The sequence below is a fragment of the Flagellimonas marinaquae genome (genome assembly GCF_023716465.1).
GTDB classification, from domain to species: domain Bacteria; phylum Bacteroidota; class Bacteroidia; order Flavobacteriales; family Flavobacteriaceae; genus Flagellimonas; species Flagellimonas alginolytica.
In genome coordinates this window covers 198,245-220,946 of sequence record NZ_CP092415.1, presented here as the reverse complement: position 1 = coordinate 220,946, position 22,702 = coordinate 198,245, and the positions used below count along the sequence as shown (strand labels likewise).

At 41.7% G+C, this 22,702-nt stretch carries 23 protein-coding genes; 10 read left to right on the top strand and 13 right to left on the bottom strand.

Going from position 1 to position 22,702, the window contains the following annotated elements; all coding sequences use genetic code 11:
* Positions 1 to 11: 11 nt before the first annotated feature.
* Positions 12 to 1,319 carry an NAD(P)/FAD-dependent oxidoreductase gene (locus MJO53_RS00975; RefSeq protein WP_252081255.1) on the top strand — a complete coding sequence of 436 codons (1,308 nt, stop codon included), beginning with the start codon at positions 12 to 14 and terminating at the stop codon, positions 1,317 to 1,319.
* Here MJO53_RS00975 and xerD read toward each other — a convergent pair.
* Complete coding sequence (gene xerD / locus MJO53_RS00970) at positions 1,316 to 2,221, bottom strand: site-specific tyrosine recombinase XerD (RefSeq protein ID WP_252080081.1); 906 nt, start codon at positions 2,219 to 2,221, stop codon at positions 1,316 to 1,318. The genes MJO53_RS00975 and xerD overlap by 4 nt on opposite strands.
* Before the next feature lie 232 nt (positions 2,222 to 2,453).
* Between xerD and MJO53_RS00965 the strand changes: the two genes are divergently transcribed.
* The 3 genes from MJO53_RS00965 (at position 2,454) to aroQ (ending at position 4,006) form a co-directional block, all read left to right on the top strand.
* Positions 2,454 to 2,978 (top strand): hypothetical protein, encoded by a 525-nt coding sequence (locus tag MJO53_RS00965; protein WP_252080080.1) that lies wholly within the window; start codon positions 2,454 to 2,456, stop codon positions 2,976 to 2,978.
* 75 nt (positions 2,979 to 3,053) lie between these two features.
* The gene (locus MJO53_RS00960; RefSeq protein WP_252080079.1) at positions 3,054 to 3,518 is read left to right on the top strand and encodes a hypothetical protein; all 465 of its coding nucleotides are present in this window, start codon (positions 3,054 to 3,056) and stop codon (positions 3,516 to 3,518) included.
* 71 nt (positions 3,519 to 3,589) lie between these two features.
* Positions 3,590 to 4,006, top strand: a complete 417-nt coding sequence (gene aroQ / locus MJO53_RS00955) for a type II 3-dehydroquinate dehydratase (protein ID WP_224836499.1) — start codon at positions 3,590 to 3,592, stop codon at positions 4,004 to 4,006.
* On the opposite strand, the gene MJO53_RS00950 is transcribed toward aroQ, so the two are convergent.
* From MJO53_RS00950 to MJO53_RS00930, 5 genes are all read right to left on the bottom strand, one after another.
* On the bottom strand, positions 3,998 to 4,279 hold the full coding sequence (locus tag MJO53_RS00950; protein ID WP_252080078.1) for a DUF3817 domain-containing protein: 282 nt from the start codon (positions 4,277 to 4,279) through the stop codon (positions 3,998 to 4,000). The two genes, aroQ and MJO53_RS00950, sit on opposite strands and share 9 nt — an antisense overlap.
* 3 nt (positions 4,280 to 4,282) lie before the next feature.
* Positions 4,283 to 5,674 (bottom strand): dihydrolipoyl dehydrogenase, encoded by a 1,392-nt coding sequence (gene lpdA / locus MJO53_RS00945; protein WP_252080077.1) that lies wholly within the window; start codon positions 5,672 to 5,674, stop codon positions 4,283 to 4,285.
* A gap of 164 nt (positions 5,675 to 5,838) precedes the next feature.
* A complete protein-coding gene (gene msrB, locus MJO53_RS00940) occupies positions 5,839 to 6,243 on the bottom strand; it encodes a peptide-methionine (R)-S-oxide reductase MsrB (RefSeq protein ID WP_252080076.1) in 405 nt (134 codons plus the stop codon).
* Positions 6,244 to 6,263: 20 nt separating this feature from the next.
* Positions 6,264 to 6,755, bottom strand: coding sequence for a peptide-methionine (R)-S-oxide reductase MsrB (msrB, locus tag MJO53_RS00935; RefSeq protein ID WP_252080075.1), 492 nt, complete (start codon positions 6,753 to 6,755; stop codon positions 6,264 to 6,266).
* A gap of 107 nt (positions 6,756 to 6,862) precedes the next feature.
* A complete protein-coding gene (locus MJO53_RS00930; RefSeq protein ID WP_224836504.1) occupies positions 6,863 to 7,441 on the bottom strand; it encodes a collagen-like triple helix repeat-containing protein in 579 nt (192 codons plus the stop codon).
* Positions 7,442 to 7,604: 163 nt separating this feature from the next.
* Between MJO53_RS00930 and glgB the strand changes: the two genes are divergently transcribed.
* The 4 genes from glgB to MJO53_RS00910 all read left to right on the top strand — a co-directional run bounded on the left by glgB (position 7,605) and on the right by MJO53_RS00910 (position 14,253).
* The gene (gene glgB, locus MJO53_RS00925) at positions 7,605 to 9,500 is read left to right on the top strand and encodes a 1,4-alpha-glucan branching protein GlgB (RefSeq protein WP_252080074.1); all 1,896 of its coding nucleotides are present in this window, start codon (positions 7,605 to 7,607) and stop codon (positions 9,498 to 9,500) included.
* Between the two features lie 96 nt (positions 9,501 to 9,596).
* Positions 9,597 to 11,996, top strand: a complete 2,400-nt coding sequence (locus MJO53_RS00920) for a glycoside hydrolase family 31 protein (RefSeq protein WP_252080073.1) — start codon at positions 9,597 to 9,599, stop codon at positions 11,994 to 11,996.
* A gap of 36 nt (positions 11,997 to 12,032) precedes the next feature.
* Entirely contained in the window at positions 12,033 to 12,848 is an 816-nt protein-coding gene (locus tag MJO53_RS00915; RefSeq protein WP_252080072.1) for a M48 family metallopeptidase, read from the top strand.
* A gap of 79 nt (positions 12,849 to 12,927) precedes the next feature.
* The gene (locus MJO53_RS00910) at positions 12,928 to 14,253 is read left to right on the top strand and encodes an MFS transporter (RefSeq protein WP_252080071.1); all 1,326 of its coding nucleotides are present in this window, start codon (positions 12,928 to 12,930) and stop codon (positions 14,251 to 14,253) included.
* Positions 14,254 to 14,258: 5 nt separating this feature from the next.
* Here MJO53_RS00910 and MJO53_RS00905 read toward each other — a convergent pair whose 3' ends face one another.
* The 5 genes from MJO53_RS00905 to MJO53_RS00885 form a co-directional block, all read right to left on the bottom strand.
* Positions 14,259 to 14,702 (bottom strand): hypothetical protein, encoded by a 444-nt coding sequence (locus MJO53_RS00905; protein WP_252080070.1) that lies wholly within the window; start codon positions 14,700 to 14,702, stop codon positions 14,259 to 14,261.
* Positions 14,703 to 14,850: 148 nt separating this feature from the next.
* Positions 14,851 to 15,576, bottom strand: coding sequence for a head GIN domain-containing protein (locus MJO53_RS00900; protein WP_252080069.1), 726 nt, complete (start codon positions 15,574 to 15,576; stop codon positions 14,851 to 14,853).
* A gap of 32 nt (positions 15,577 to 15,608) precedes the next feature.
* Positions 15,609 to 16,706 (bottom strand): hypothetical protein, encoded by a 1,098-nt coding sequence (locus MJO53_RS00895; protein ID WP_252081254.1) that lies wholly within the window; start codon positions 16,704 to 16,706, stop codon positions 15,609 to 15,611.
* Entirely contained in the window at positions 16,687 to 17,247 is a 561-nt protein-coding gene (locus MJO53_RS00890; protein ID WP_224836511.1) for a DUF3379 domain-containing protein, read from the bottom strand. Before MJO53_RS00890 ends, MJO53_RS00895 begins: the two co-directional genes overlap by 20 nt.
* Before the next feature lie 2 nt (positions 17,248 to 17,249).
* The gene (locus tag MJO53_RS00885; protein WP_224836512.1) at positions 17,250 to 17,807 is read right to left on the bottom strand and encodes an RNA polymerase sigma factor; all 558 of its coding nucleotides are present in this window, start codon (positions 17,805 to 17,807) and stop codon (positions 17,250 to 17,252) included.
* Positions 17,808 to 18,024: 217 nt separating this feature from the next.
* On the opposite strand from MJO53_RS00885, the gene lon reads away from it, so the two are divergent.
* On the top strand, positions 18,025 to 20,475 hold the full coding sequence (lon, locus tag MJO53_RS00880) for an endopeptidase La (protein ID WP_252080068.1): 2,451 nt from the start codon (positions 18,025 to 18,027) through the stop codon (positions 20,473 to 20,475).
* Positions 20,476 to 20,530: 55 nt separating this feature from the next.
* Positions 20,531 to 21,229 carry a (d)CMP kinase gene (gene cmk, locus MJO53_RS00875; RefSeq protein WP_252080067.1) on the top strand — a complete coding sequence of 233 codons (699 nt, stop codon included), beginning with the start codon at positions 20,531 to 20,533 and terminating at the stop codon, positions 21,227 to 21,229.
* A gap of 90 nt (positions 21,230 to 21,319) precedes the next feature.
* On the opposite strand, the gene MJO53_RS00870 is transcribed toward cmk, so the two are convergent.
* On the bottom strand, positions 21,320 to 21,772 hold the full coding sequence (locus tag MJO53_RS00870) for a DoxX family protein (RefSeq protein ID WP_252080066.1): 453 nt from the start codon (positions 21,770 to 21,772) through the stop codon (positions 21,320 to 21,322).
* Positions 21,773 to 21,834: 62 nt separating this feature from the next.
* Positions 21,835 to 22,401 (bottom strand): Crp/Fnr family transcriptional regulator, encoded by a 567-nt coding sequence (locus tag MJO53_RS00865; protein WP_224836516.1) that lies wholly within the window; start codon positions 22,399 to 22,401, stop codon positions 21,835 to 21,837.
* Between the last annotated feature and the right edge of the window lie 301 nt (positions 22,402 to 22,702).

Sequence of the window (22,702 nt, the reverse complement as noted above, 5' to 3'; positions counted from 1 at the left end):
CTATGTCTAGCATGAACATTCCTCAATCCAGTTTTCCCAGGGTCGTTATCATCGGCGGTGGTTTTGGTGGTATAGCATTGGCCAAAAAACTTAGTAAGAAAGAAGCACAAGTAGTGCTTTTGGATATGCACAATTATCACAACTTTCAACCCTTGCTTTACCAAGTTTCTACGGGTGGATTGGAACCCGATTCCATTGCCTATCCCATTCGAAAAGTATTGCAGGGTTATCCCAATTTCTTTTTTAGGTTGGCAAATGTTGAAGAAATAAAAACGGATACCAAAAGGGTAAAGACCAATATAGGTGAAATTTTCTACGACTATTTGGTTGTGGCGACCGGTTCCGAAACCAATTTTTTTGGGAATAAAGGTATAGAGACCAAAGGAATGGCCATGAAGACCATTCCACAGTCGTTGAACCTGAGAAGTTTGATATTGGAGAATTTTGAGCAAGCTCTACTTACCGATGATCTCCACGAGCGTGATGCTTTAATGAATTTTGTTATTGTGGGTGGTGGACCTACAGGAGTTGAACTGGCAGGGGCATTGGCCGAGATAAAAAAAGGGATTCTGCCCAAGGATTATCCCGATCTGGATACACGTAGAGCGCAAATAAATTTGGTACAGGGCGGCGACAGGCTTTTGCCGGCCATGAGCGCAAAAGCTTCACAAAAGGCCGAAAAATTCTTGGAAGAGCTAGGGGTAAATGTTTGGAAAAATATTCGGGTAACCAATTATGATGGCAAACGTGTATCCACCAATACAAAGACTATTTTTGATGCGGAAACCTTGGTTTGGGCCGCTGGGGTTAAAGCTGTTGGTCTTAAAGGTTTGGATGCCGAGGAAATGCTTTGTAGGGGAGAGCGCTTAAGGGTCAACCATTTTCATCAAATTGAGGGCTTGGAAGACGTTTTTGCCATTGGCGACGTGGCCCAAATGGAAAGTGAGGACTATCCCCATGGCCATCCCATGATGGCACAACCTGCCATTCAGCAAGGAAGGAACCTGGGAAACAATTTAGTTCGCCTGCTCGAGGGCAGACCCATGAAGCCTTTTGTGTATAAGGATAAGGGGAGTATGGCCACGGTGGGCAGGAACAAAGCAGTAGTGGATATGCCCAATTTTAAGTTTCAAGGGGTATTTGCCTGGTTTGTGTGGATGTTCGTACACTTATATTTTCTTATCGGTTTTAGGAATAGGGTAGTGGTATTTATCAACTGGGTGTACAATTATGTCCGCTTCGACCGAGAGGCCCGATTGATCATTCGCCCATTTAAAAAACAGAATAGGGTAAAGCGGGATAACTTAGTAAAAAATTAAGCGTCTTTTTTTCTTGGATGAAACTCATGGAGCACTTCCATCAAGTGTTTCCTGTTAACATGCATGTACACTTCGGTTGTGGTAATGCTCTCGTGCCCCAACATTTGCTGTATGGCCCTTAGGTCTGCACCGTTTTCCAAAAGATGGGTGGCAAACGAATGGCGAAAAGTATGGGGGCTGATATTCTTTTTAAGCCCAATCGTTTCGGCAAGTCGCTTTATTATGGTAAAGATCATGGCGCGGGTAAGTTGTTTGCCCCTGCGGTTGAGAAATACAAAGTCTTCGTGCTCCTTTTTTATCGGCAAGTGTACACGGATCTCATTACGATAAATATCAATGTATTTTTGGTTCACCTGGCTGATTGGTACAAATCGCTGTTTGTTCCCCTTCCCCGTTACTTTTATAAAATCCTCATCAAAATACAAATCCGAAGGTCTTAGGTTGATGAGTTCCGAGACCCTTAGTCCACACCCGTAAAGGGTTTCCAATATGGCCCTGTTCCTTTCTCCCTCGGGCTTCGACAAATCGATTGCGGCTATCAGTTCATTGATTTCGTCTTCGGAGAGGGTGTCCGGCAGTTTTCTGCCAATTTTTGGTGTTTCTATCAAGTCCATCGGATTATCCTCCCGGTAATCTTCAAAAACCAAATAAATAAAGAAGCCTTTAAGGCCAGAGATAATGCGAGCCTGAGTTCTAGGCGTTACCACCTTGGCGATCTCGTAGATAAATTGTTGAATGGTATCCTTATCGATTTCGATCGCATTTTCAATTATGCCTTGCTCTTCCAGATAGCCTACAAGTTTTTGAATATCCATGGAATAATTGGAAATCGTATTTGGTGATAGTCCCCGTTCGATTTTTAAGTAGTTTTGGTAATCTTTTATCGCTTGATTCCACTTCATACATTCAAATATAAGCACATAATATCTTCAAAATTAATTCCAATTGCGCATTGGTCAATTCAGAATGCCCTTTGGTCAAACGGGGGCGTTAAAATTGTGTTGGTTTACCTAATTTCCCAACATGGATTATTAATGTTTGGACAAAAATAAATTTGTGTCGTTGGTCGGAAAAATGGTAAAAGAGGTACTTTTTTAGAGATGATGGCGTTCTGGTGTTAATAAAATTTTAACAATGAAGAATAAGACATATGTACTGGTAATCATCGCTCTGATTACGGTAAGCTTTTCATCTATGGCACAAAGAGTGGATCGAACAAATTTTAAAGCGGGTGTTCATGCAGGGGTGCCCTTCGGTGATATTTCCGATTTGGCAAATTTTGAAATAGGTCTGGATTTGGGTTATCATTGGGCACTTTCGGAATTAATAGATGCCGGCTTGTCCACAGGTTTTATGAACGTTTTTGTGAATAACGATACGGTAGATTTTGGCTCGTTTGTGTTGGAAGGGGATTTTCCGAATATCCAATATTTACCGGTTGCAGCCGCATTACGGATATATCCCACTTACGATTTTAAACTGGGAGCCGATGTTGGGTATGCCGTAGGGGTTAACCAAGGGAATTCGGGAGGGCTTTATATACGTCCCATGGTGGGAGTGAATGTAGGTAGGAGCACCGAAGTAAATATATCGTACGTGAAAATTAGTGACGATTACGATTTTTCAATGGCTGCTTTGGGCATCCTGTTTTTGTTTTAATATAAAAAATTGACTGTCATAACCCCAAATCTTACAGTTAACTATATGAATATTAACCATTAATTACACTTAAAAATGAAAAAATTACTTTTTGTTATTGCATTGGTTATGATCGGCAATTTGGCAGTAAAGGCCCAAACCAATTATCGTGCTGCTTTGGGACTGGGAATCGACCTTTACGACGAAGCCACTTTTTTTGGAGCCTCCGGTAAATACTTTTTCTCCGATAACCATGTGGGACAGGCCGATTTGGGGTTCGAGGACAATGCTACCATTGCTACTTTTTTGTACTCTTACCACAAAGGTTTTTTTAGGGCACCTGGCCTGCGTTGGTACGCGGGAGTGGGGCCGAGTATAATTTTCATCAAAAATTCTGATAATATATTTGCCCTGCGCCCTCATTTAGGACTCGATTTTAAGATCGATGGCGTTCCATTGGTGTTGAATTTTGATTGGCGCCCATCCGTTGTTTTGAGCGATGTAGGTGAAAATGAAGTGGCAGCTTTTGGCTTTGGTCTGCAATTTGCATTCGATAATTAAACTATTTTTGGACAAAAGATATTGAGGACGGGATCATCCCGTCCTTTTCTTTTTATTGTATTTTTGAATTTATGAAGCTAATGATCATTAACGGACCCAACTTAAACCTGTTGGGCAAGCGAGAGCCAAATGTGTATGGGAGCTCTACTTTTGAAGACCACTTTGCCCAGTTACAGCAAAAATTTCCTAATGTGGAATTGGAATATTTTCAATCCAATATAGAAGGGGAGCTTATTGGTAAAATCCAAGAAGTAGGTTTCAATTATGATGGGATCATATTAAATGCCGCAGCCTACACGCACACATCCGTTGGTATTGGTGATGCCGTGAAAGCAATAAATGCTCCAGTGGTGGAGGTGCATATTTCCAATACCCATCAACGGGAGGAATATCGCCATGTTTCTTACATATCCCCTGTTGCCAAAGGGGTTATCCTAGGCTTTGGATTGCAAAGTTACGATTTGGCGGTTCGGAGCTTTTTAGGCTAACTCTTTTAAATACACCTTATCTGCGTAGAATGTACCAAAGGGTAGGAGCGAAGCAATAAAAAGCATGGTAAACCTTTTAAGGTTCCATTTTCTTTCCCTACAAAAAACTATGGCCACCACTACATATAGAATAAACAATACTCCATGAGCCATACCAACAACTTGGTTTGGTTCAGGAATATCCGCCCAATGCTTTAACGGCATGGTCATTCCGAAAAGGAGTAGATAGGAAATACCTTCTAAAATAGCAGTGGCCCTAAAGATTTTTAGCATAGCTTATAAATGGATTACTTCATCATAAGCATCTGCAACAGCTTCCATAACGGCTTCACTCATGGTCGGGTGCGGGTGTACTGCTTTCAACACTTCATGGCCTGTAGTTTCCAGTTTTCTGGCCACAACAGCTTCTGCGATCATGTCGGTAACGCCAACACCGATCATGTGGCAACCTAGCCACTCTCCATATTTGGCATCGAAAATAACTTTTACAAAACCATCTGGCGTACCAGCTGCTTTGGCCTTACCACTTGCAGAAAATGGGAATTTACCAATTTTAAGGTCGTAGCCCTGTTCCTTGGCCTGCTTTTCTGTTAAACCAACAGAAGCAATTTCTGGGATACAATACGTACAGCCTGGAATATTTCCATAATCCAAAGCTTCAACGTGCATACCGGCAATTTTTTCTACACACAGTATTCCCTCAGCAGAGGCAACGTGGGCCAAGGCCTGTCCGGGAGTAATGTCTCCAATGGCATAATACCCAGGTATATTGGTTTGGTAGTAATCGTTTACCAGAACTTTATCCCTGTCCGTAGCGATTCCCACATCTTCCAAGCCAATGTTCTCAATATTTGTTTTGATTCCAACGGCGGATAGAACAATATCGGCCTCAAGGACTTCTTCGCCTTTTTTTGTTTTTACGGTGGCTTTTACGCCATCGCCAGAAGTATCCACTTTGGTTACCTCGGCAGAAGTCTTAATTTTCACCCCTGCTTTTTTGAAGCTGCGCTCCAATTGTTTTGAAATGTCCTCATCCTCAACAGGAACAATGTTCGGCATGTATTCTACAACGGTAACCTCTGTACCCATAGAATGGTAGAAGTAAGCGAACTCCATTCCTATGGCGCCACTACCGACCACGATCATTTTTTTAGGCTGCTTTTTTAGGGACATTGCTTCGCGATACCCTATAACCTTTTCACCATCCTGAGGTAAACTTGGCAACTCACGGCTGCGTGCCCCGGTGGCAATAACAATATGATCTGCAGAATATTCGGCAGTTTCTCCGTTTTCTGTTTTAACCTCGATTTTTTTGCCCGGTTTTACTTTTCCGAATCCATTGATTACCTCAATTTTGTTCTTCTTCATTAGGAACTGAACACCCTTGCTCATTCCATCGGCTACACCGCGGCTTCTCTTAACAACAGCATCAAAATCGTGCTCTACTTCTTTGGCATTTAATCCGTAGTCCTCGGCATGTTTTAAATATTCGAAAACTTGAGCGGATTTTAGAAGGGCCTTGGTCGGGATACATCCCCAATTAAGACAAACGCCTCCTAAACTTTCTTTTTCTACAATAGCTGTTTTGAATCCCAATTGTGACGCTCTGATGGCTGTAACGTATCCACCCGGACCACTTCCCAAAACAATTATATCGAACTTGCTCATTAGATTTTGATTTTAGTTGTTAGATTTTGAAATCTGCCATCGATTGGCAGGTGCAAAAGTACGGAAATCAAACTCCATTTCCCAAGTTGAAAAATGTCAAATATGGGTTTGTTTGTTAAATAGGGGGAAACATCTGTTCGCAGAAAATAGTATTGGTGAAAACTTTAGCCTTTTGCATCAAAATCAATGCTTACCGAATTGATGCAGTACCGTTGCCCGGTGGTTTCTCGAGGGCCATCGTTAAAAACATGTCCCAGATGGCTACCGCAATTGGCGCAAACGGTCTCGGTTCTGATCATGCCATGCGATGTATCCCGGATGTATTCAATGGCGCCTTCAACCGCTTGGTCAAAAGAGGGCCAACCGCATCCACTTTCAAATTTGTGTTCGCTCGTGAACAACTTGGCGTTACATGCCCTGCAGTGATAGTCCCCATTTTCAAAATGAAGGTCGAATTCACCCGTGAAAGGTCTTTCCGTACCTTTTTGTCGCAAAACATAGAATTCCTCCGGGGTAAGTTGTTGTTTCCACTCCTCTTCGGTCTTGTTTACACTGTATTTTTTGTCCATATGATTTTTAAATCCACAAGTTATTGGTTGTCCGGGATAAAATCAAGGGCCGCACCGTTAATACAATGTCTTTTTCCGGTCGTGTTCCTAGGGCCATCGTTGAACACATGGCCTAGGTGCCCTCCACAAACGGCGCAATGTTCCTCGGTGCGGGGCACTCCAATTTTATAATCTGTGTCGTAAGCAACATTACCTTCGATTTCTCGATCAAAGCTGGGCCAACCAGTACCGGAATCAAATTTGTGCTCGCTCCGAAATAGGGGTGTTTGGCAACCGGCACAGACGTAGGTGCCTTCTGCCTTTATGTCCAGTAGTTCACTGGAAAAAGGGTTTTCTGTTGCCGCTTTTCTAAGTACGTAATATTCGATGTCGGTAAGTTCGTCGCGCCATTCGGCATCCGTTTTGTTGACTTTAAAAGCGGTTTCGGATTTTTCTTCTTTTTTCTCTTCTTGCGATGTACCCTTGCAACTGGTGAATACTATCAAAACGAGCAATAGCAATTTTTTTCCCATTCTTCTTTTTATTTAGTTGGACGTAAATAACTGGCTGTCCTAACAAAAAGATACAAAAAAGTCCCATGGATTGCCAATGGGACTCTTTATTCTGTAGTAATTATGATCTAGTTGATATCCATTTTCGTAATCTGTTCTTCGTTGATATTGAGGGCAGACATAACGCTTTCCATATTGGAAGCATCAAAATCAGAAGCTTCGGCATATTCGCTCGGTACAAACACAATTCTGAACAATTGGTTGTCCGTAAAGTCGGTACTCAATCCTGATAAATCGAAATTCCCATCTATAAAAAGTTCCAGATCCACAAAGGTGTGGGCAAACACATACTGAATGGTGCCTTGATCTAAGAAATAGTTTTGTGGGATTTGTGTCCATGCATCTGCCGTAGAGCCATCGTTTAGGTCAATTACACCATCATGCCTGTAAACCAAAACGGCGTCCGATTCAAAAACTTCAAAATTGGTCACGTCGGCAAATGTGATCAATGTGCTAAAAAGGTTGTCTTCTGGGATATAACCAAAGTCAACGCCTTCTACTTCCACAACCTGCCCTTGGATTCCGTCCAACCCATCTTGTCCGTCCAATCCATCGAGTCCGTCGAAGCCGGGAGGTCCTTGTGGTCCTTCACAAGCGGCAAAGAATAGTAAAAGAAATGCGCCTAAAATTGTACTAAATTTATTCATGATTTTTGGATTTTTGATTTGTGTTATGTTTTTACTGTTGTTGCAATAAAATCAAAAAGCGTTCCATTTTTAAAAAAATGTTGTTTATACCATCATACCCGATTCCAAAATCGTATTCTTCCGTAAAGATGCGTATTATTGTATAAGTGCAAAACCCTCATATATGTCCAAGGTAGTTCCACATAGTTTTTTTACGGATTTTGATATTGATCTTTTTAAAGGAGGCAAACATTTTCGTCTATACAACAAATTAGGGTCGCACCTGACCGAGGTAGACGGCAAAAAGGGAACTTATTTTGCGGTTTGGGCACCCACTGCAAAATCCGTGAGCGTTGTTGGTGATTTTAATCATTGGACCGTTGGTGAGCATGAACTTTGTGTGCGATGGGACAGTAGTGGAATTTGGGAAGGATTTATACCCGGGGTGGACAAGGGGACCAAGTACAAGTATAAGATTCACTCCAACAACAACGACATTTGGACCGAAAAAGCCGATCCATTTGCCCGGTATTGCGAGCAACCGCCACAAACGGCCTCGTTGGTCTGGGAAGATGATTATAAATGGAAAGATAACGACTGGATGGCATCCCGTGAAACCAAGAATAGTCTCGATAGTCCGTTCTCGGTTTATGAGGTACATCTTGGTTCTTGGAAGAAAAAAAATGGTTGGGAGTCCCTGAGCTATTTGGAAATGGCGGAGCAACTGGCCGATTATGTCGAGGAAATGGGCTTTACCCATGTGGAGTTTATGCCGGTTATGGAATATCCATATGATCCGTCTTGGGGGTATCAAATTACAGGTTATTTTGCCCCAACTTCCCGTTTTGGCAAGCCAGAGGATTTTAAAGTTCTTGTGGAGGCCATGCATAAGAGAGGTATAGGTGTTATCATGGATTGGGTGCCATCCCATTTTCCAGAAGACGCCCACGGCCTTGGTTTTTTTGACGGATCCCACCTCTATGAGCACCCAGATAGGAGAAGAGGCTACCATCCGGATTGGAAAAGTTTAATTTTCAACTACGGTCGGAACGAGGTTAGGGCCTTTTTGATCAGTAATGCGATATTTTGGCTCGAGCAATACCATGTGGATGCACTTCGGGTAGATGCCGTGGCATCCATGCTCTATTTGGACTATTCCCGCGAAGATGGTGAATGGGAGCCCAATATGTACGGCAACAATGAGAATTTGGAAGCGTTGTCCTTTTTAAGGGAAATGAACCAAGAGGTTTACGCAAGTTTTAAAGGAGTACAGACCATTGCCGAAGAATCCACTGCCTTTTCTGGAGTTACCAAACCGGTAAATTATGGTGGTCTAGGGTTCGGAATGAAGTGGATGATGGGGTGGATGCACGATACATTGGAGTTTTTTAAGAAAGACCCGGTCCATAGATCTTATGATCTGAATATGATCAGTTTTAGCCTAACCTATGCCTTTACGGAAAACTTTATGTTGCCCTTTTCACACGATGAGGTAGTGTATGGCAAACAATCATTGTTGTATAGGATGCCCGGCGACGAATGGCAGAAATTTGCCAATTTAAGAATGTTGTTTGGGTATATGTTTACGCACCCAGGCGGCAACCTGCTTTTTATGGGAGGAGAGTTTGGCCAATCGTCCGAGTGGAACTTTCAGGAGAGCTTGGACTGGCATTTGACCCAGTACGATTTTCATTCTGGAATCCAAGAAGCGGTAAAAGACCTGAACAAAATGTACAAAAATAATCCAGCGCTGTACGAAAAACAGTTTAGTCCCGAAGGTTTCCAATGGATCGAATACAATGATCGGGAGAACACTGTAATATCTTATATTAGAAAAGGAAACGACCCTAAGGATGACCTGATCGTAATTTGCAACTTTACACCGGTTCCAAGAGAAAATTATAGACTTGGCGTTCCCAAGACCACTACCTTAAAACAAGTTTTTAACAGCGACGATACAAAATACTCTGGTAGTGGTATGGGCAAAAAAACAATGAAACCAACCAAAACCCCTTGGAACGGTCAACAACAATCCGTTTTGGTTACCTTACCACCCTTAAGTGTAGTGGTCTATAAGTAAATGCAACACGAAAACGTTGTAGTTGATTGCTTTTTAAAACATATTTTTCATTATTCACGCAATTGTGTTTTTTTTGTGATTCTCAATCAATTATAGATGATAACCAATACAGAAATAGTAAGGACTGGAAATCAGTTCCCCAACCATATAGTAGATTTTAAACAGGAAAACGATAAGTTTTACTTTACTACCCAGAACGGCGTTATTTTACAGCTTACCATTTTAAGGGATAGCGTGGTGCGCTTCAGGTATGCAACGGAGCATGTTTTTGAGCCCGATTTTTCCTATGCCATTAGCGAAGATGTCAACCTTGGATATAATGAGCTTAAAATCCAGGACGAGGTGCCGGAGTATATCGTAATTACATCCAAAATCAAGATACATATCAACAAGACCAACCTAAAGGTAAAAATCGTTGATATGGCCGATCTGGTGATCTCGGAGGATGAACTCGGTTTTCATTGGGAAGAAAATTTCGATTATGGCGGCAATGTGGTAAAAATGAGCAAAGTTTGCCATGCAGGTGAAAGTTATTACGGAATGGGGGATAAGGCATCGCACACCAACCTTAAGGGAAAACGGGTGAACAACTGGGTTACGGATACCTATGCCTACGGAAAGGACCAAGAACCACTGTACAAATCCATTCCTTTTTACATTGGTCTTAAAGAAAGTAAAGCCTACGGAATATTTTTTGATAACTCTTTTAGTACTTATTTCGATTTCGCTGGCGAACGCAGAAATGTAACAAGCTATTGGGCCGATGGTGGTGAAATGAACTATTACTTTTTCTATGGTCCTAAAATGTGCGATGTGGTGGAATCCTATACCGATTTAACCGGATTGCCAGAACTGCCCCCACTTTGGGCATTGGGGTTTCATCAATCGAAATGGAGCTATTATCCCGAACAAAAGGTCCGGGATATCGCATCCAACTTTCGAAAATTGAACATTCCTTGTGATGCCATTTATCTGGATATCGATTATATGGATGGTTTTAGATGTTTTACATGGGACAAAAACCACTTTCCCGACCCTAAAAAAATGATCGATGATTTAGGTGAAGATGGTTTTAAGGTGGTGACCATGATCGACCCCGGGATCAAGATAGATCGCGATTATTGGGTGTATCAACAAGCTATGGAGAAGGGATATTTTTGTCGCAGGGCAGATGGTCCGCTATTTAAGGGAAAAGTATGGCCCGGTCCCTGTAATTTCCCCGATTTTACCCATCCGGATGTTAGGGAATGGTGGGCCGACCTTTATAAAGAAATGATTGCGGACCTAGGAGTAAGCGGAGTTTGGAACGATATGAACGAACCCGCGATCATGGAGGTCCCCAGCAAAACGGCAAATTTGGACGTACGTCATGATTATGATGGTCATCCTTGCAGCCACAGAAAAGCCCATAATGTCTACGGTATGCAAATGGTTCGCGCTACTTACGAAGGAATAAAAAAATATATGTTCCCCCGCAGACCGTTTGTTCTTACCCGCGCCGCCTATTCCGGAACCCAGAGATATTGCGCTACATGGACCGGCGATAATGTGGCCACTTGGGAACATTTATGGATTGCCAATGTGCAAATGCAACGCATGAGCATGAGCGGGTATTCCTTTGTTGGTTCCGATATTGGTGGATTTGCGGAGCAACCCAATGGGGAACTATTTGCCCGATGGATCCAGCTAGCCGTTTTCCACCCATTTTGCAGGGTACACTCCAGCGGCGATCACGGCGATCAAGAACCTTGGTCCTTCGGAGATGAAATCACCGATATTGTGAGAGAGTTTATTGAACTTAGGTATCAATTATTACCATACCTATATACGATGTTCTATAATTATATCAAGGAAGGTTTTCCCATGCTTCAATCCTTGGTTTTTTATGATCAAGACGATGTGCAGACTCACTTCCGGACAGATGAGTTTATTTTTGGTAAACAATTGTTGGTGTGCCCCGTACAAGAACCGAACTCTTTGGGAAGACGAATGTATTTCCCTAAAGGGAACTGGTATAATTATTGGACGGATGAGATGGTCGAAGGAGGAGTGGAGCGTTGGGTTTCCGCAGAACTAGACCGTATACCACTTTTTGTAAAAGAAGGAGCCATGATACCCAAATATCCTGTTCAACAATATGTGGGGGAAAAGGAGATAGAAAAATTGGCCATAGATGTTTATTTTAAATCGGGAACGGAAAATTCCGAAGTATACGAAGACCATCAAGAAGGCTACGATTACAAAAAGGGCCGATACAGTTTAAGACGATTTAAATTCACGGGCAAGGAGAACGAATTGATCATACAACAGTTTAAGGATGGTAATTATATTACGCCATACCATAACTTTGTAATGACGTTCCACGGATTGCCCTTTGAAATAGACAGTGTGGAACTGGATAATGAGGAAGTTGGACTGGACGAAATCAAACTCAATGGGAACAACACTATTGAAGTAAGCAAGGATTTCACGGAGCTTCATATTTTTGGAAAATAAAATTTTGTAATTTACAGAGAAAACAAGATCGATCAAATGAAAAAGATTTTTCTATTAATTCTGATACTGTTGATAGTGATGGCTTGTAAAACCAACCCGTTTACAGGAAAGAGCACACTCAACTTTTATAGTAATAGCCAAATGTTCCCCATGGCTTTTGCCCAGTATGATGAATTTTTGGGGTCGAACAAAGTGGTAAAGGGTACCTCGGAGGTAGAAATGATCACAAGGGTCGGCCAGCGTATAGCATCGGCAGCGGAACGTTGGCTCAATGCCAATGGTTACCCTGGGTATTTAAAGGATTACCAATGGGAATATAACTTGGTAGAGGACGAAACCGTGAACGCGTGGTGTATGCCGGGCGGTAAAATTGTTTTTTATACGGGAATTTTGCCCATTACCAAAAATGAAACCGGCATAGCTGTGGTAATGGGGCACGAAGTAGCACATGCACTGGCCGATCATGGTGCCCAAAGAATGAGCGCCGGTACCTTGCAGCAAGTCGGTGCCATGGGCGCGGCAATTGCGACCAGTAAAAAATCGCCAGAGGTACAAAATGCTTTTATGCAAGCTTATGGTGTTGGCAGCAATGTGCTGGGCATGTTGCCCTTTAGCCGAAACCATGAGACCGAAGCGGATAGGATTGGACTTCAGATCATGGCCATTGCAGGATACAATCCCGATGAGGCCGCCCAACTTTGGAAACGTATGAAAGAAGCATCTGGAGGTCAGGCGCCCCCCGAGTTTTTAAGTACGCACCCATCCAACGACACCAGGATCAATAATTTGACGGCATGGGCCCCGGCCGCTAAACAAGAGGCAAGAAAATTTGGGGTCACCTCGTTTAAATAATGGGCATTTATCAATTGAAGAGTTTAAAAAAGTCATTCCAAGATGCATGGGAATGACTTTTTATTTTTAAAACAGAAGTATGGCGCAAACATTGGCACTGAAAGGAAGTAAAAAACTGTTGAATGCTTGGGCGTTTTACGATTGGGCGAATTCAGTTTACAGCCTGGTAATTTCCTCGGCCATTTTTCCACTTTTTTACGGTCTGCTGTTTAGGACTGCCGGCATAGAAACGGTCACAATTTTTGGTGGAGAAATAGCTCGTGCACCCTTGATCAGTTATGTTACTTCTTTAGCCTTTGTTTTTATTGCCATAATTACCCCGCTCATTTCCGGGGTAGCCGATTATTTGGGGAACAAAAAAATATTTCTCAAATTCTTCTGTTATTTGGGTGCGGCCTCTTGTATTGGACTGTACTGGTTTTCTTTGGAGCACATTTATTTTGGCCTGGCTTGTTATTTCTTCGGACTTGTCGGTTTTTGGGTCAGTTTTGCCATCAACAATTCCTACCTGCCGGATATTGCATATCCCGAACAACAAGATAGAATCAGTGCAAAAGGATTCTCACTGGGGTATATTGGCAGTGTAATTCTTCTTGTTTTTAATCTTGCCATGGTAATGAAACCGGATTTTTTTGGAATTTCCGACAACGGAGGGGAAATCGCTGAAATAAAGGCTATGAAATATTCCTTCATTTCGGTTGGTATTTGGTGGATACTCTTTAGTCAGTACACATTTGCCCACCTGCCCAAAGGTTATAAAAGAGAGGGAAAACGAGATCACATTATATTAAATGGTTTTAAGGAGTTAAAGCTGGTTTGGCATCAATTGGGAAAAAATAGGCGTTTAAAACGCTATTTGGGAGCATTTTTTGTTTATAGTATGGCTGTGCAGACCATTATGTTGATCGCCACTTATTTTGGAGAAGAAGAAATTATGTGGGGTTCGGACAATGAACGTACAACAGGCCTAATTGTAAGTATTTTGCTTATTCAAATTGTAGCCATACTTGGGGCAACGGTAACAGCATGGGCATCAAAGGCTTTTGGAAATATTAGAACTCTCGTGATGATCAATATTATTTGGGCCATGTTATGCGTGTATGCATATTTTCTTCAGACCCCGATGGATTTTTACATTGCTGCAGGCTTGGTCGGTGTGGTGATGGGCGGGATTCAAGCACTTTCCCGTTCCACATACTCCAAATTTTTGCCGGAGACCACGGATACCACATCGTTTTTTAGTTTTTACGATGTCTCCGAAAAAATTGGTATTATAATCGGAACCTTAATGTATGGTATTGTGGCACAGCTTACGGGAAGCATGCGAAATAGCACCATATTTTTGGGCTTGTTCTTTTTGGTTGGGATAATATTACTTTTAAGAGTGGGCAAAAAAACAAAATAGCTTAGTCAGGCGTATTGGGATTTGGATACGATGGATTTTAGTGCATCATACAAAGGTTCGTTATATTGAAAAATTGCTCCTTTTCGAGTATTTTTTGTAGACAAGTGTATCCAGTTTAAACTTGTGGCCAGCGACTTGTTCAAATAATCTGTGGTGTACAATCTACGACGACAAATATGGACGGCCGTAACATCCTCAATGTTGATTTTCTTTTTGTGAAGAATAGATCCAATCAAAATATGTTTGTCAAATATATAAATCTTGGAAGTTGCATTATGGAAGACATAAAAAACACCCAGCAGGGCAACCGATACCAAAATGATACTGATGACCAAATTATCTGAATATCGTAATGAATTCAGGAGTAAACCGGATACAAACAAGACCTGGAGTGTTTGAATTATAAAAAATGGATTCTTGTAGGCGATTACCTTATAAGTATTTTTCATTTTCATAAAATTTGGGACGTTCGATAAATGATTCATTTAAAACCAAATACGTTCTCAATATAGTAAGAAGCATCGAATTTGAGAATATAAAGAGGCCCTAATATTATTAGGGCCTCTTTATTCTTTGATTGATGAAATAAACTCGGTATTATCCTTTGGTAATGTCTCCGGACCCAGAAGCTTTTGATTTTATCTTTTTTGGATTTCCGCGATAATGGATGTCTCCGGAACCTGATACTCTGGCGTCTATGGATTGGTTGGCGGTTACCCGTATGTCCGCAGAACCGGAAACAGTCGCTCTTACAAAATCGGCCTCAAGGTCGTAGGCTTTTATGTCTCCAGACCCCGATACGGAAACCGTAAAGTCCGTTGTACTGCCAGAAAGGTTTATATCTCCGGATCCGGATAAGGAAGCATCCACTTCATCGGCTTCTACCACAAGGCTTACATCGCCGGACCCCGACATGGCAGCACTGAAGTTATTGGCTCTTATGGTAGTTTTTCCTACTAAATCTCCCGATCCAGAAAGACTAACGGCATTAATGGATTCCACAGGAACGGTAACGTAAATGCCGCTCTTCCAATTGGAGGGCCTCAGGTTGACACCTTTGGCCACTTTGATAACCAATTTACCGTTTTTAACTTCCGTCTTGATGTATTCCAAAAGGTTGGATTCCCCCTTGAGGGTTAATTCGCCTTCGTTTCCGGAAACCAATTCCACATCGAACCATCCGGCCATGGCCACCTCGTCGTAATCGCCTACGGAACGTTCTATGGTAACCACGTTGCCATTTCCTTTGATTCTTTTTCCCCATTGTGCACTGGCAGAAGAAATAATGCCCAATGCAAGTGTCAGTGTTATTAGTTTTTTCATGATTCTGTGTTTAAAGCTGTTTTGATTTGATGTTAATTTTGATAAAATGAGACGCCGCCGTATTCACTGTTTATGCTCACTCTGTTTCCTGAGTTTGCTTTGCCGTAGTGGCCGCTATAATACTTTTCTGATGATCTTTCTTTGCTGATGTTGATCTCAAAATCATCCTTACCGCTAACACCGGCGTACTCGGTCGTGATTTCAAAATCGAAATAATATCCGGGATCGTACCCAATTTTGATTCCGGTGTAATCTGAACGTATTTCCACATTTCCGGCATCGGGTGCCAATCGGTCTATTCTGATGGAGCCATAGTCGCTGGTAATGGATACATTGCCATGCACATCGCCCAGTTTTACACCAATATAGTCTCCGTTACCGTTCACGTTTTTCACGTTTCTTACATCAATGGAGCCATAATCGCTGGAATATTCCAAATTTTCCATTTCCTCAACGGTTGCATTCGTGTAGTCTGCCTTTACGATTAGGTTTCCGGCTTTTTCAATGGTAAACCCAGAGTAATCTGCAACAATTTCGGCACTGTTGATATAATCAAAGGTAGATTTAGAGGTATAATCGAACCTTAGTTCGTTATTTCGTCCACGAAGTTCCCCAATATCCATTTTCCCATAGTCGCAGCTTATTTTTGCATGGCCATCGATCCTATCCAAGATTATGCTGCCATAGTCGTTGCTAAGGTTAACACTGTTCTTTACGGGCAACTTTATGGTGTAGTTTACCTGCACGCTAACACTTTTGCGTTTTCCCCAGCTCCATCCCCAACTGTTTTTTCTGTCTCCGAACCGGGTATAGGCGGAAACCATACTGGGGCTGTTGTCAAATTCTATATCAATCTCGTCCAAACGTTCTTTTACCCTTTCTTCGTCGTTTCCATTGGTTTTTACATGGACTTCTATTACAACCCGGTTTTCGTTCCAAGAAGTTATGTTAAGGTTCCCGTAGCTGTTGTTTACCTTGAGCAGTGCATCGGGGTTTACGCTGTATTCTTTTTTGATCGTTTTTTCTTTGGTGTACCTGCCGTTCAACTTGTCATTGTCCACATGGGCTCCCGCTACAAGGGGAATCAAAGCCAAGACGAAAAAAATGTATTTAAATGGTAAAGCTTTCATCATTTTGTGAGTTTAAATTTTTAATATTTTCTATTTGGCTCAAAACTTCTTTTAAAAGGTCGATTCTAGTTTGGAAATTGGTGATCATGGCACTAAGTATAATTTTACTGTCGCCACCGTTGATCAGGTCCTGCTGTAGGGATTTATAGTCTTTGTCCAATCGTTCCAGCTGTGTCATGGTGTCATCCACTAGTTGTGCTGTTTCGGGAGTTTTTTCGTCCTGTAGTTCCTTTACTTGTTCCTCGATAAGATTGGCAAAGTAGAACTCCGTCTGCGAAACTTCCGGTGCAATTTCTACAACTTGCTGTTTTATACTGGGGTCTGGACCAAACGTTTTATATCCCAAAACCGCTACAAGGGCGATCGATGCCGCGATGGAAAGATGTTTCCACCAAGAGGGTCTTTTTTTGTTCAGGGCAATAGTGCCCTGGCTTTGGTTCAATTTATCCAAAAACCGTTCTTGGTGCCCATTTTGTGGCTCTGCTACATCGAACTCCCCTTGGAGTCTTTCGAACAAACTATCTAAATTATCCTTCTTCATATCTAAGCATTTACGGTCAACTTTTTTCTAAGGCTCTGTTTGGCCCTGGAAATTGTGGTTCTACAATTAGCATAGCTAATGTTCATTATTTCACTGATTTCTTCGTAATCATACCCTTCAATTAAATGTAAGGTCAAAGAAACTCTGTAATTGTCTTTCAAACTTTTCATGGTTTCCATCACTTTTTGAGCCTTCAGTTCCGTATAACCATTTTGATCCGAAGCAACTCCATCATTATCTTCGACCTTGTACATTACATCATCCAGATCCACAGCCTGTTTTTTCTGCTGCTTTTTGTAATGATAAATACTGTTATTGATCACAATCCGCTTTAACCATGCCCCAAAGGTGACGTCCCCTTTAAACGTATGCAGTTTGGTAAATGCGCTCAGGAACGATTCCTGCATCACATCTTCAGCCTCTGCCGAGTGTTTTACAATCCTAAAAGCAGTGTTGTACATTGCTTTGTAATAGCGGTTGTAAATCTCTAGCTGTGCATTTTGCTTTCCCTGCATGCACAATTTGAGCAGTGTGTCAATATGTTCATTTTGTTGGCTCAAAAAATGAATGGTTTGTCTTATAGATTACCCAATTTACCAATTGTTACACTTTTTTATTAATATTTGATTTTTAATGGCACAGGAATTGCCTTTTAAAGGATGATAATAAACCTTTAACCAGCTGTAAATATTGATTTTGAGCGGTTTGCAAAGGTTGTAGTGTTGAATAAAAATATGGGTTATTTGTCGATGCTGACAAAATGACCGAAAAGATGATATGGGAGAGATGAAAATTACCAAATTTGACAACATAGATTTACAGGGATTGGATGAGGATGCGGAATTGATACCGTTGCTTACCCCTGAGGACGAAGAACAAATGAATAGGGAGAGCTTGCCGGAAACCTTGCCGGTACTGCCTCTTAGAAATACCGTGTTGTTTCCCGGTGTGGTGATCCCGATTACCGCTGGTAGGGATAAATCCATTAATTTGATCAAAGATGCCAACAACGGTTCCAAGACCATTGGTGTGGTGTCCCAAAAGGACGAAAGTGTGGAAAACCCCGGTCCTGAGGATATCAATACCGTGGGTACCGTGGCCCGAATTTTACGTGTGCTTCAAATGCCGGATGGAAACACAACGGTGATCATACAGGGAAAGAAAAGATTTAAAATCGATGCCGTTCTAACCGAAAAACCATATATCACGGCGAAAGTAAGTGAGGCCATGGAGCAACGGCCGGACGAAAAGAGCACAGAATTCGAGGCGATCATCGACTCTATCAAGGAACTGGCCTTTAAGATCATTAAGGACAACCCAAATATTCCCAGCGAGGCCACCTTTGCCATAAAAAATATTCAGAGTAATTCCTTCTTGATCAATTTTGTGTCTTCCAACCTTAATCTGGCTGTTAACGAAAAACAACAGCTATTGGAAATTCCCGACCTTAAGGAAAGGGCCTTGGCCACATTGAAGTACATGAACATGGAACTTCAAAAGTTGGAACTGCGCAACGATATCCAAAGCAAGGTACGTAGCGATATGGACCAACAACAACGCGAGTATTTTCTTCATCAACAAATGAAGACCATCCAAGAGGAGTTGGGGGGACTGTCTTACGAGGAAGAAGTGGACGAAATGGCCGAAAAGGCCAAAAAGAAAAAATGGGGCAAAAAAGTAAAGGAGCATTTTGAAAAGGAATTGGCCAAAATGCAGCGCATGAACCCCCAAGTGGCGGAGTACTCCATTCAACGTAATTACTTGGACCTTTTGTTGGATTTACCATGGAACGAGTTCTCCAAAGATAAGTTTGACCTAAAACGTGCCCAGCAAATTTTGGACAGAGACCACTATGGTTTGGAAGACGTTAAACGACGAATAATTGAATATTTGGCCGTTCTAAAACTTCGTAACGATATGAAATCGCCCATTCTCTGTTTATATGGACCTCCCGGTGTTGGTAAAACTTCCCTGGGTAAATCCGTGGCGGAGGCCTTGGGTAGAGAATATGTACGCATGTCCTTGGGCGGACTGCGGGATGAAGCGGAAATTCGCGGACACCGAAAAACCTATATCGGTGCCATGCCCGGTAGGATCATCCAGAGTTTGAAGAAGGCAGGGACATCCAATCCGGTGTTTATTTTGGACGAGATAGATAAATTGGCGAGCAGCCACCAAGGTGATCCCTCATCTGCTATGTTGGAGGTGTTGGATCCCGAACAGAATAGCGAGTTCCATGACAACTTCTTGGAAATGGGCTATGACTTGTCCAAAGTCATGTTCATTGCAACGGCAAATAATTTGTCCACCATTCAGCCTGCATTGCGCGATAGAATGGAGATCATTAACGTTACAGGTTACACTATCGAAGAAAAGGTGGAGATCGCTAAAAGACACTTATTGCCCAAACAATTGGAGGAACATGGCCTTTCCAAAAAAGATTTGAAAATCGGAAAGCGTCAATTGGAGAAGATAGTGGAGGGCTATACTCGGGAATCCGGAGTGCGCAGTTTGGAAAAACAAATAGCCAAAGTAGTGAGGTTTGCCGCAAAATCCATCGCAATGGAAGAAGAGTACAACATAACCATGACCAACGAGGACGTTGAAAAAATATTGGGCCCAGCACGATTGGAGCGTGATAAGTACGAAAACAACGATGTTGCCGGTGTGGTCACAGGGTTGGCCTGGACAAGCGTTGGCGGGGACATTCTGTTCATCGAATCCATACTTTCCAAAGGAAAGGGAGTCATGAACATTACAGGGAATTTGGGTAAAGTAATGAAGGAGTCCGCAACCATTGCCATGGAATATATTAAATCGAACGCGGAGACTTATGGTATTGACCCCACGGTTTTTGACAAGTACAATGTACATATACACGTGCCCGAGGGTGCCACCCCTAAAGATGGTCCAAGTGCCGGTATTACCATGCTAACTTCTTTGGTGTCGCTATTTACACAGCGCAAGGTAAAAAAGAGTTTGGCCATGACAGGTGAGATCACCCTAAGGGGAAAAGTGTTGCCCGTTGGTGGGATAAAAGAGAAGATTTTAGCTGCTAAAAGGGCCAAGATCAAAGAAATTATTCTTTGTGCAGACAACAAAAAGGATATAGAGGAAATTAAGGAAGACTACCTTAAAGGGCTTACATTTCACTACGTAACGGATATGAGCGAAGTGATAGACCTGGCGATCACCAAACAAAAAGTAAAGAACGCCAAGACCCTATAATTGAAAATTTAAAATAGGTAGGAACAGTACATGTATTTCTGCCTATTTTTGATGCATGGGAAAAATTACGATAGCCATAGATGGTTATTCCTCTACAGGAAAAAGCACCATCGCCAAAAGGTTGGCCGCTAGCTTGCAATATATTTATGTGGATACTGGTGCCATGTACCGCGCCGTGACCCTTTTTGCCTTAAATCAAGGGCTGATCACCGAAGCAGGAGAGGTAAAACAGGCCGATTTGATTGCCCAACTATCGGAGGTAAAACTAAAATTTGTGCCCAACAGGGAAACTGGACGTTCGGATATGTTTCTGAACAACGTAAATGTTGAACAGGAAATCCGAAAAATGCGGGTTTCAGGTTTTGTAAGCCAAATAGCGGCAATTAAGGAAGTACGGGAGAAGTTGGTGAAAATGCAACAGGAAATGGGCAAGGATAAAGGAGTTGTAATGGATGGTCGTGACATTGGTACCGTTGTTTTTCCCAATGCAGAATTAAAGCTGTTCATGACAGCTTCTCCGGAGACCCGCGCCACACGCCGTTACAAGGAGCTTTTGGTAAAAGGAGAGGAAGTAACTTACGCCGAAGTACTTAAAAATGTTGAGGACCGCGACCGTATCGATTCTACACGAAGTATTTCCCCGTTGACCAAGGCCAAGGATGCCATTGAGTTTGATAATAGTGATATGGGGCTGGAAGAACAATTCGATCGCATTTATTCTTATGCTCAAAGGGTGATTGCCAAGCAAGAGTAAGATAGACGTGTATATGGCTTTAAAACCTATACTTTGTTTTTAATTAGGTATGGCCACCAATGTAGTGAAGGGTTAGGTGGGTATAAAAGGTTATATTTTAATTGTACTCATATAGGTCCAAATAATAAACAGCAATTGTAAAGGAATTCGAAACCACAGATAAGATAACCCATTACCGTCCAATGTGGCATTTTGATAGTCCACTTTGTTCAAAGCGGCAACAATATTGGCAGGCAACATCAGTATCAGAAAAATAATAAGGGCCCAACCAGATATATGCTTAACACGGGGAACAAGAAGACCTATCGCTAGTATAATCTCAAATATTCCGGTTAAGTGAACAAAGGTTTCTTTGTAGGGAATAAACTTGGGTATCATCATGGACATACCTTTGGTAAATGCAAAATGACCAATTGCTGTAAACACGAGCATTATGGACATCGCAATTCTACCCGATAATTTAAAATCATATGTCCTGTTTGTGATTTTGATGATCAATAAAGAGATCGTAAAGCTGAATAAAAGAACAATCAATGGTTTCATAAGAGTATAAATCAATAAAGCACAAAGGTCTGGAACACAGATGTAAAAAAAATGAACCCAAGTTAAGTAATGCGTTTTCGTATTCTGCTCAATGCCTGAGGCGTAACGCCAATGTAGGAGGCAATATATTTTAGGGGTATTTGACGTAATAACCGAGGCCTTTCCATGAATAGGTCCAGATATCTTTCCTCTGCGGATTTGCTTAGAAATGAAAGTTCTCTTTTTGATTTTATCAAAAACATATTTTCGGCCATTCTTCTTCCAATAATATTTCCGTTCTCTGTTTTATCATATACCTCTTGTAGGTCTTTGTGGGAAATCTGCCATAAAACGGACTCTGTCAATGTTTCCATTTCGTATTCGGAAGGAGTTTGGGTCAAAAAGGAATCGTAAGCGGTAACAAATTCGTTTTCGAATAAAAAACCGAAAGTTACATCCGATTCCTCTGTTGGAATATAAAGGCGGATTATCCCTTTGGAGATAAATGATAAATGCTTTTCTATTTTCCCCAACTCCAATATTGTGGAATTCTTGTCAAATTGTACTTTCTTTAATTTTGAGGAGAAAAAATCCCAGTCACCTTCGTTCATTGGGGAAATATGGTCGATATAATCTCTAATTTCGGTCATTCGATTATTTTTAATTATGCCAGCCAAGAATCGAATCTTCCTTTTAAATGGATATCGGCAACCTCGACCAGATTCGGGTTTAACATGTATTGATGAAGTTCGTATTTTTTTGCAGGATTACCTGAACGGCACTTAGAATTTTTAAAGTACATTTCTTATCGGTATTTTTTTCATCCCGGTAAAGGGTTTTAACAAGTCTTTGTAAATAATGCTGAGGCTTAATGTTTACATTTAACGTTCGAGTTATTCGGGTGTTTGAATGTAGACTTTTGTATGACAGGTAAATTCTGGTGGAAAAAGT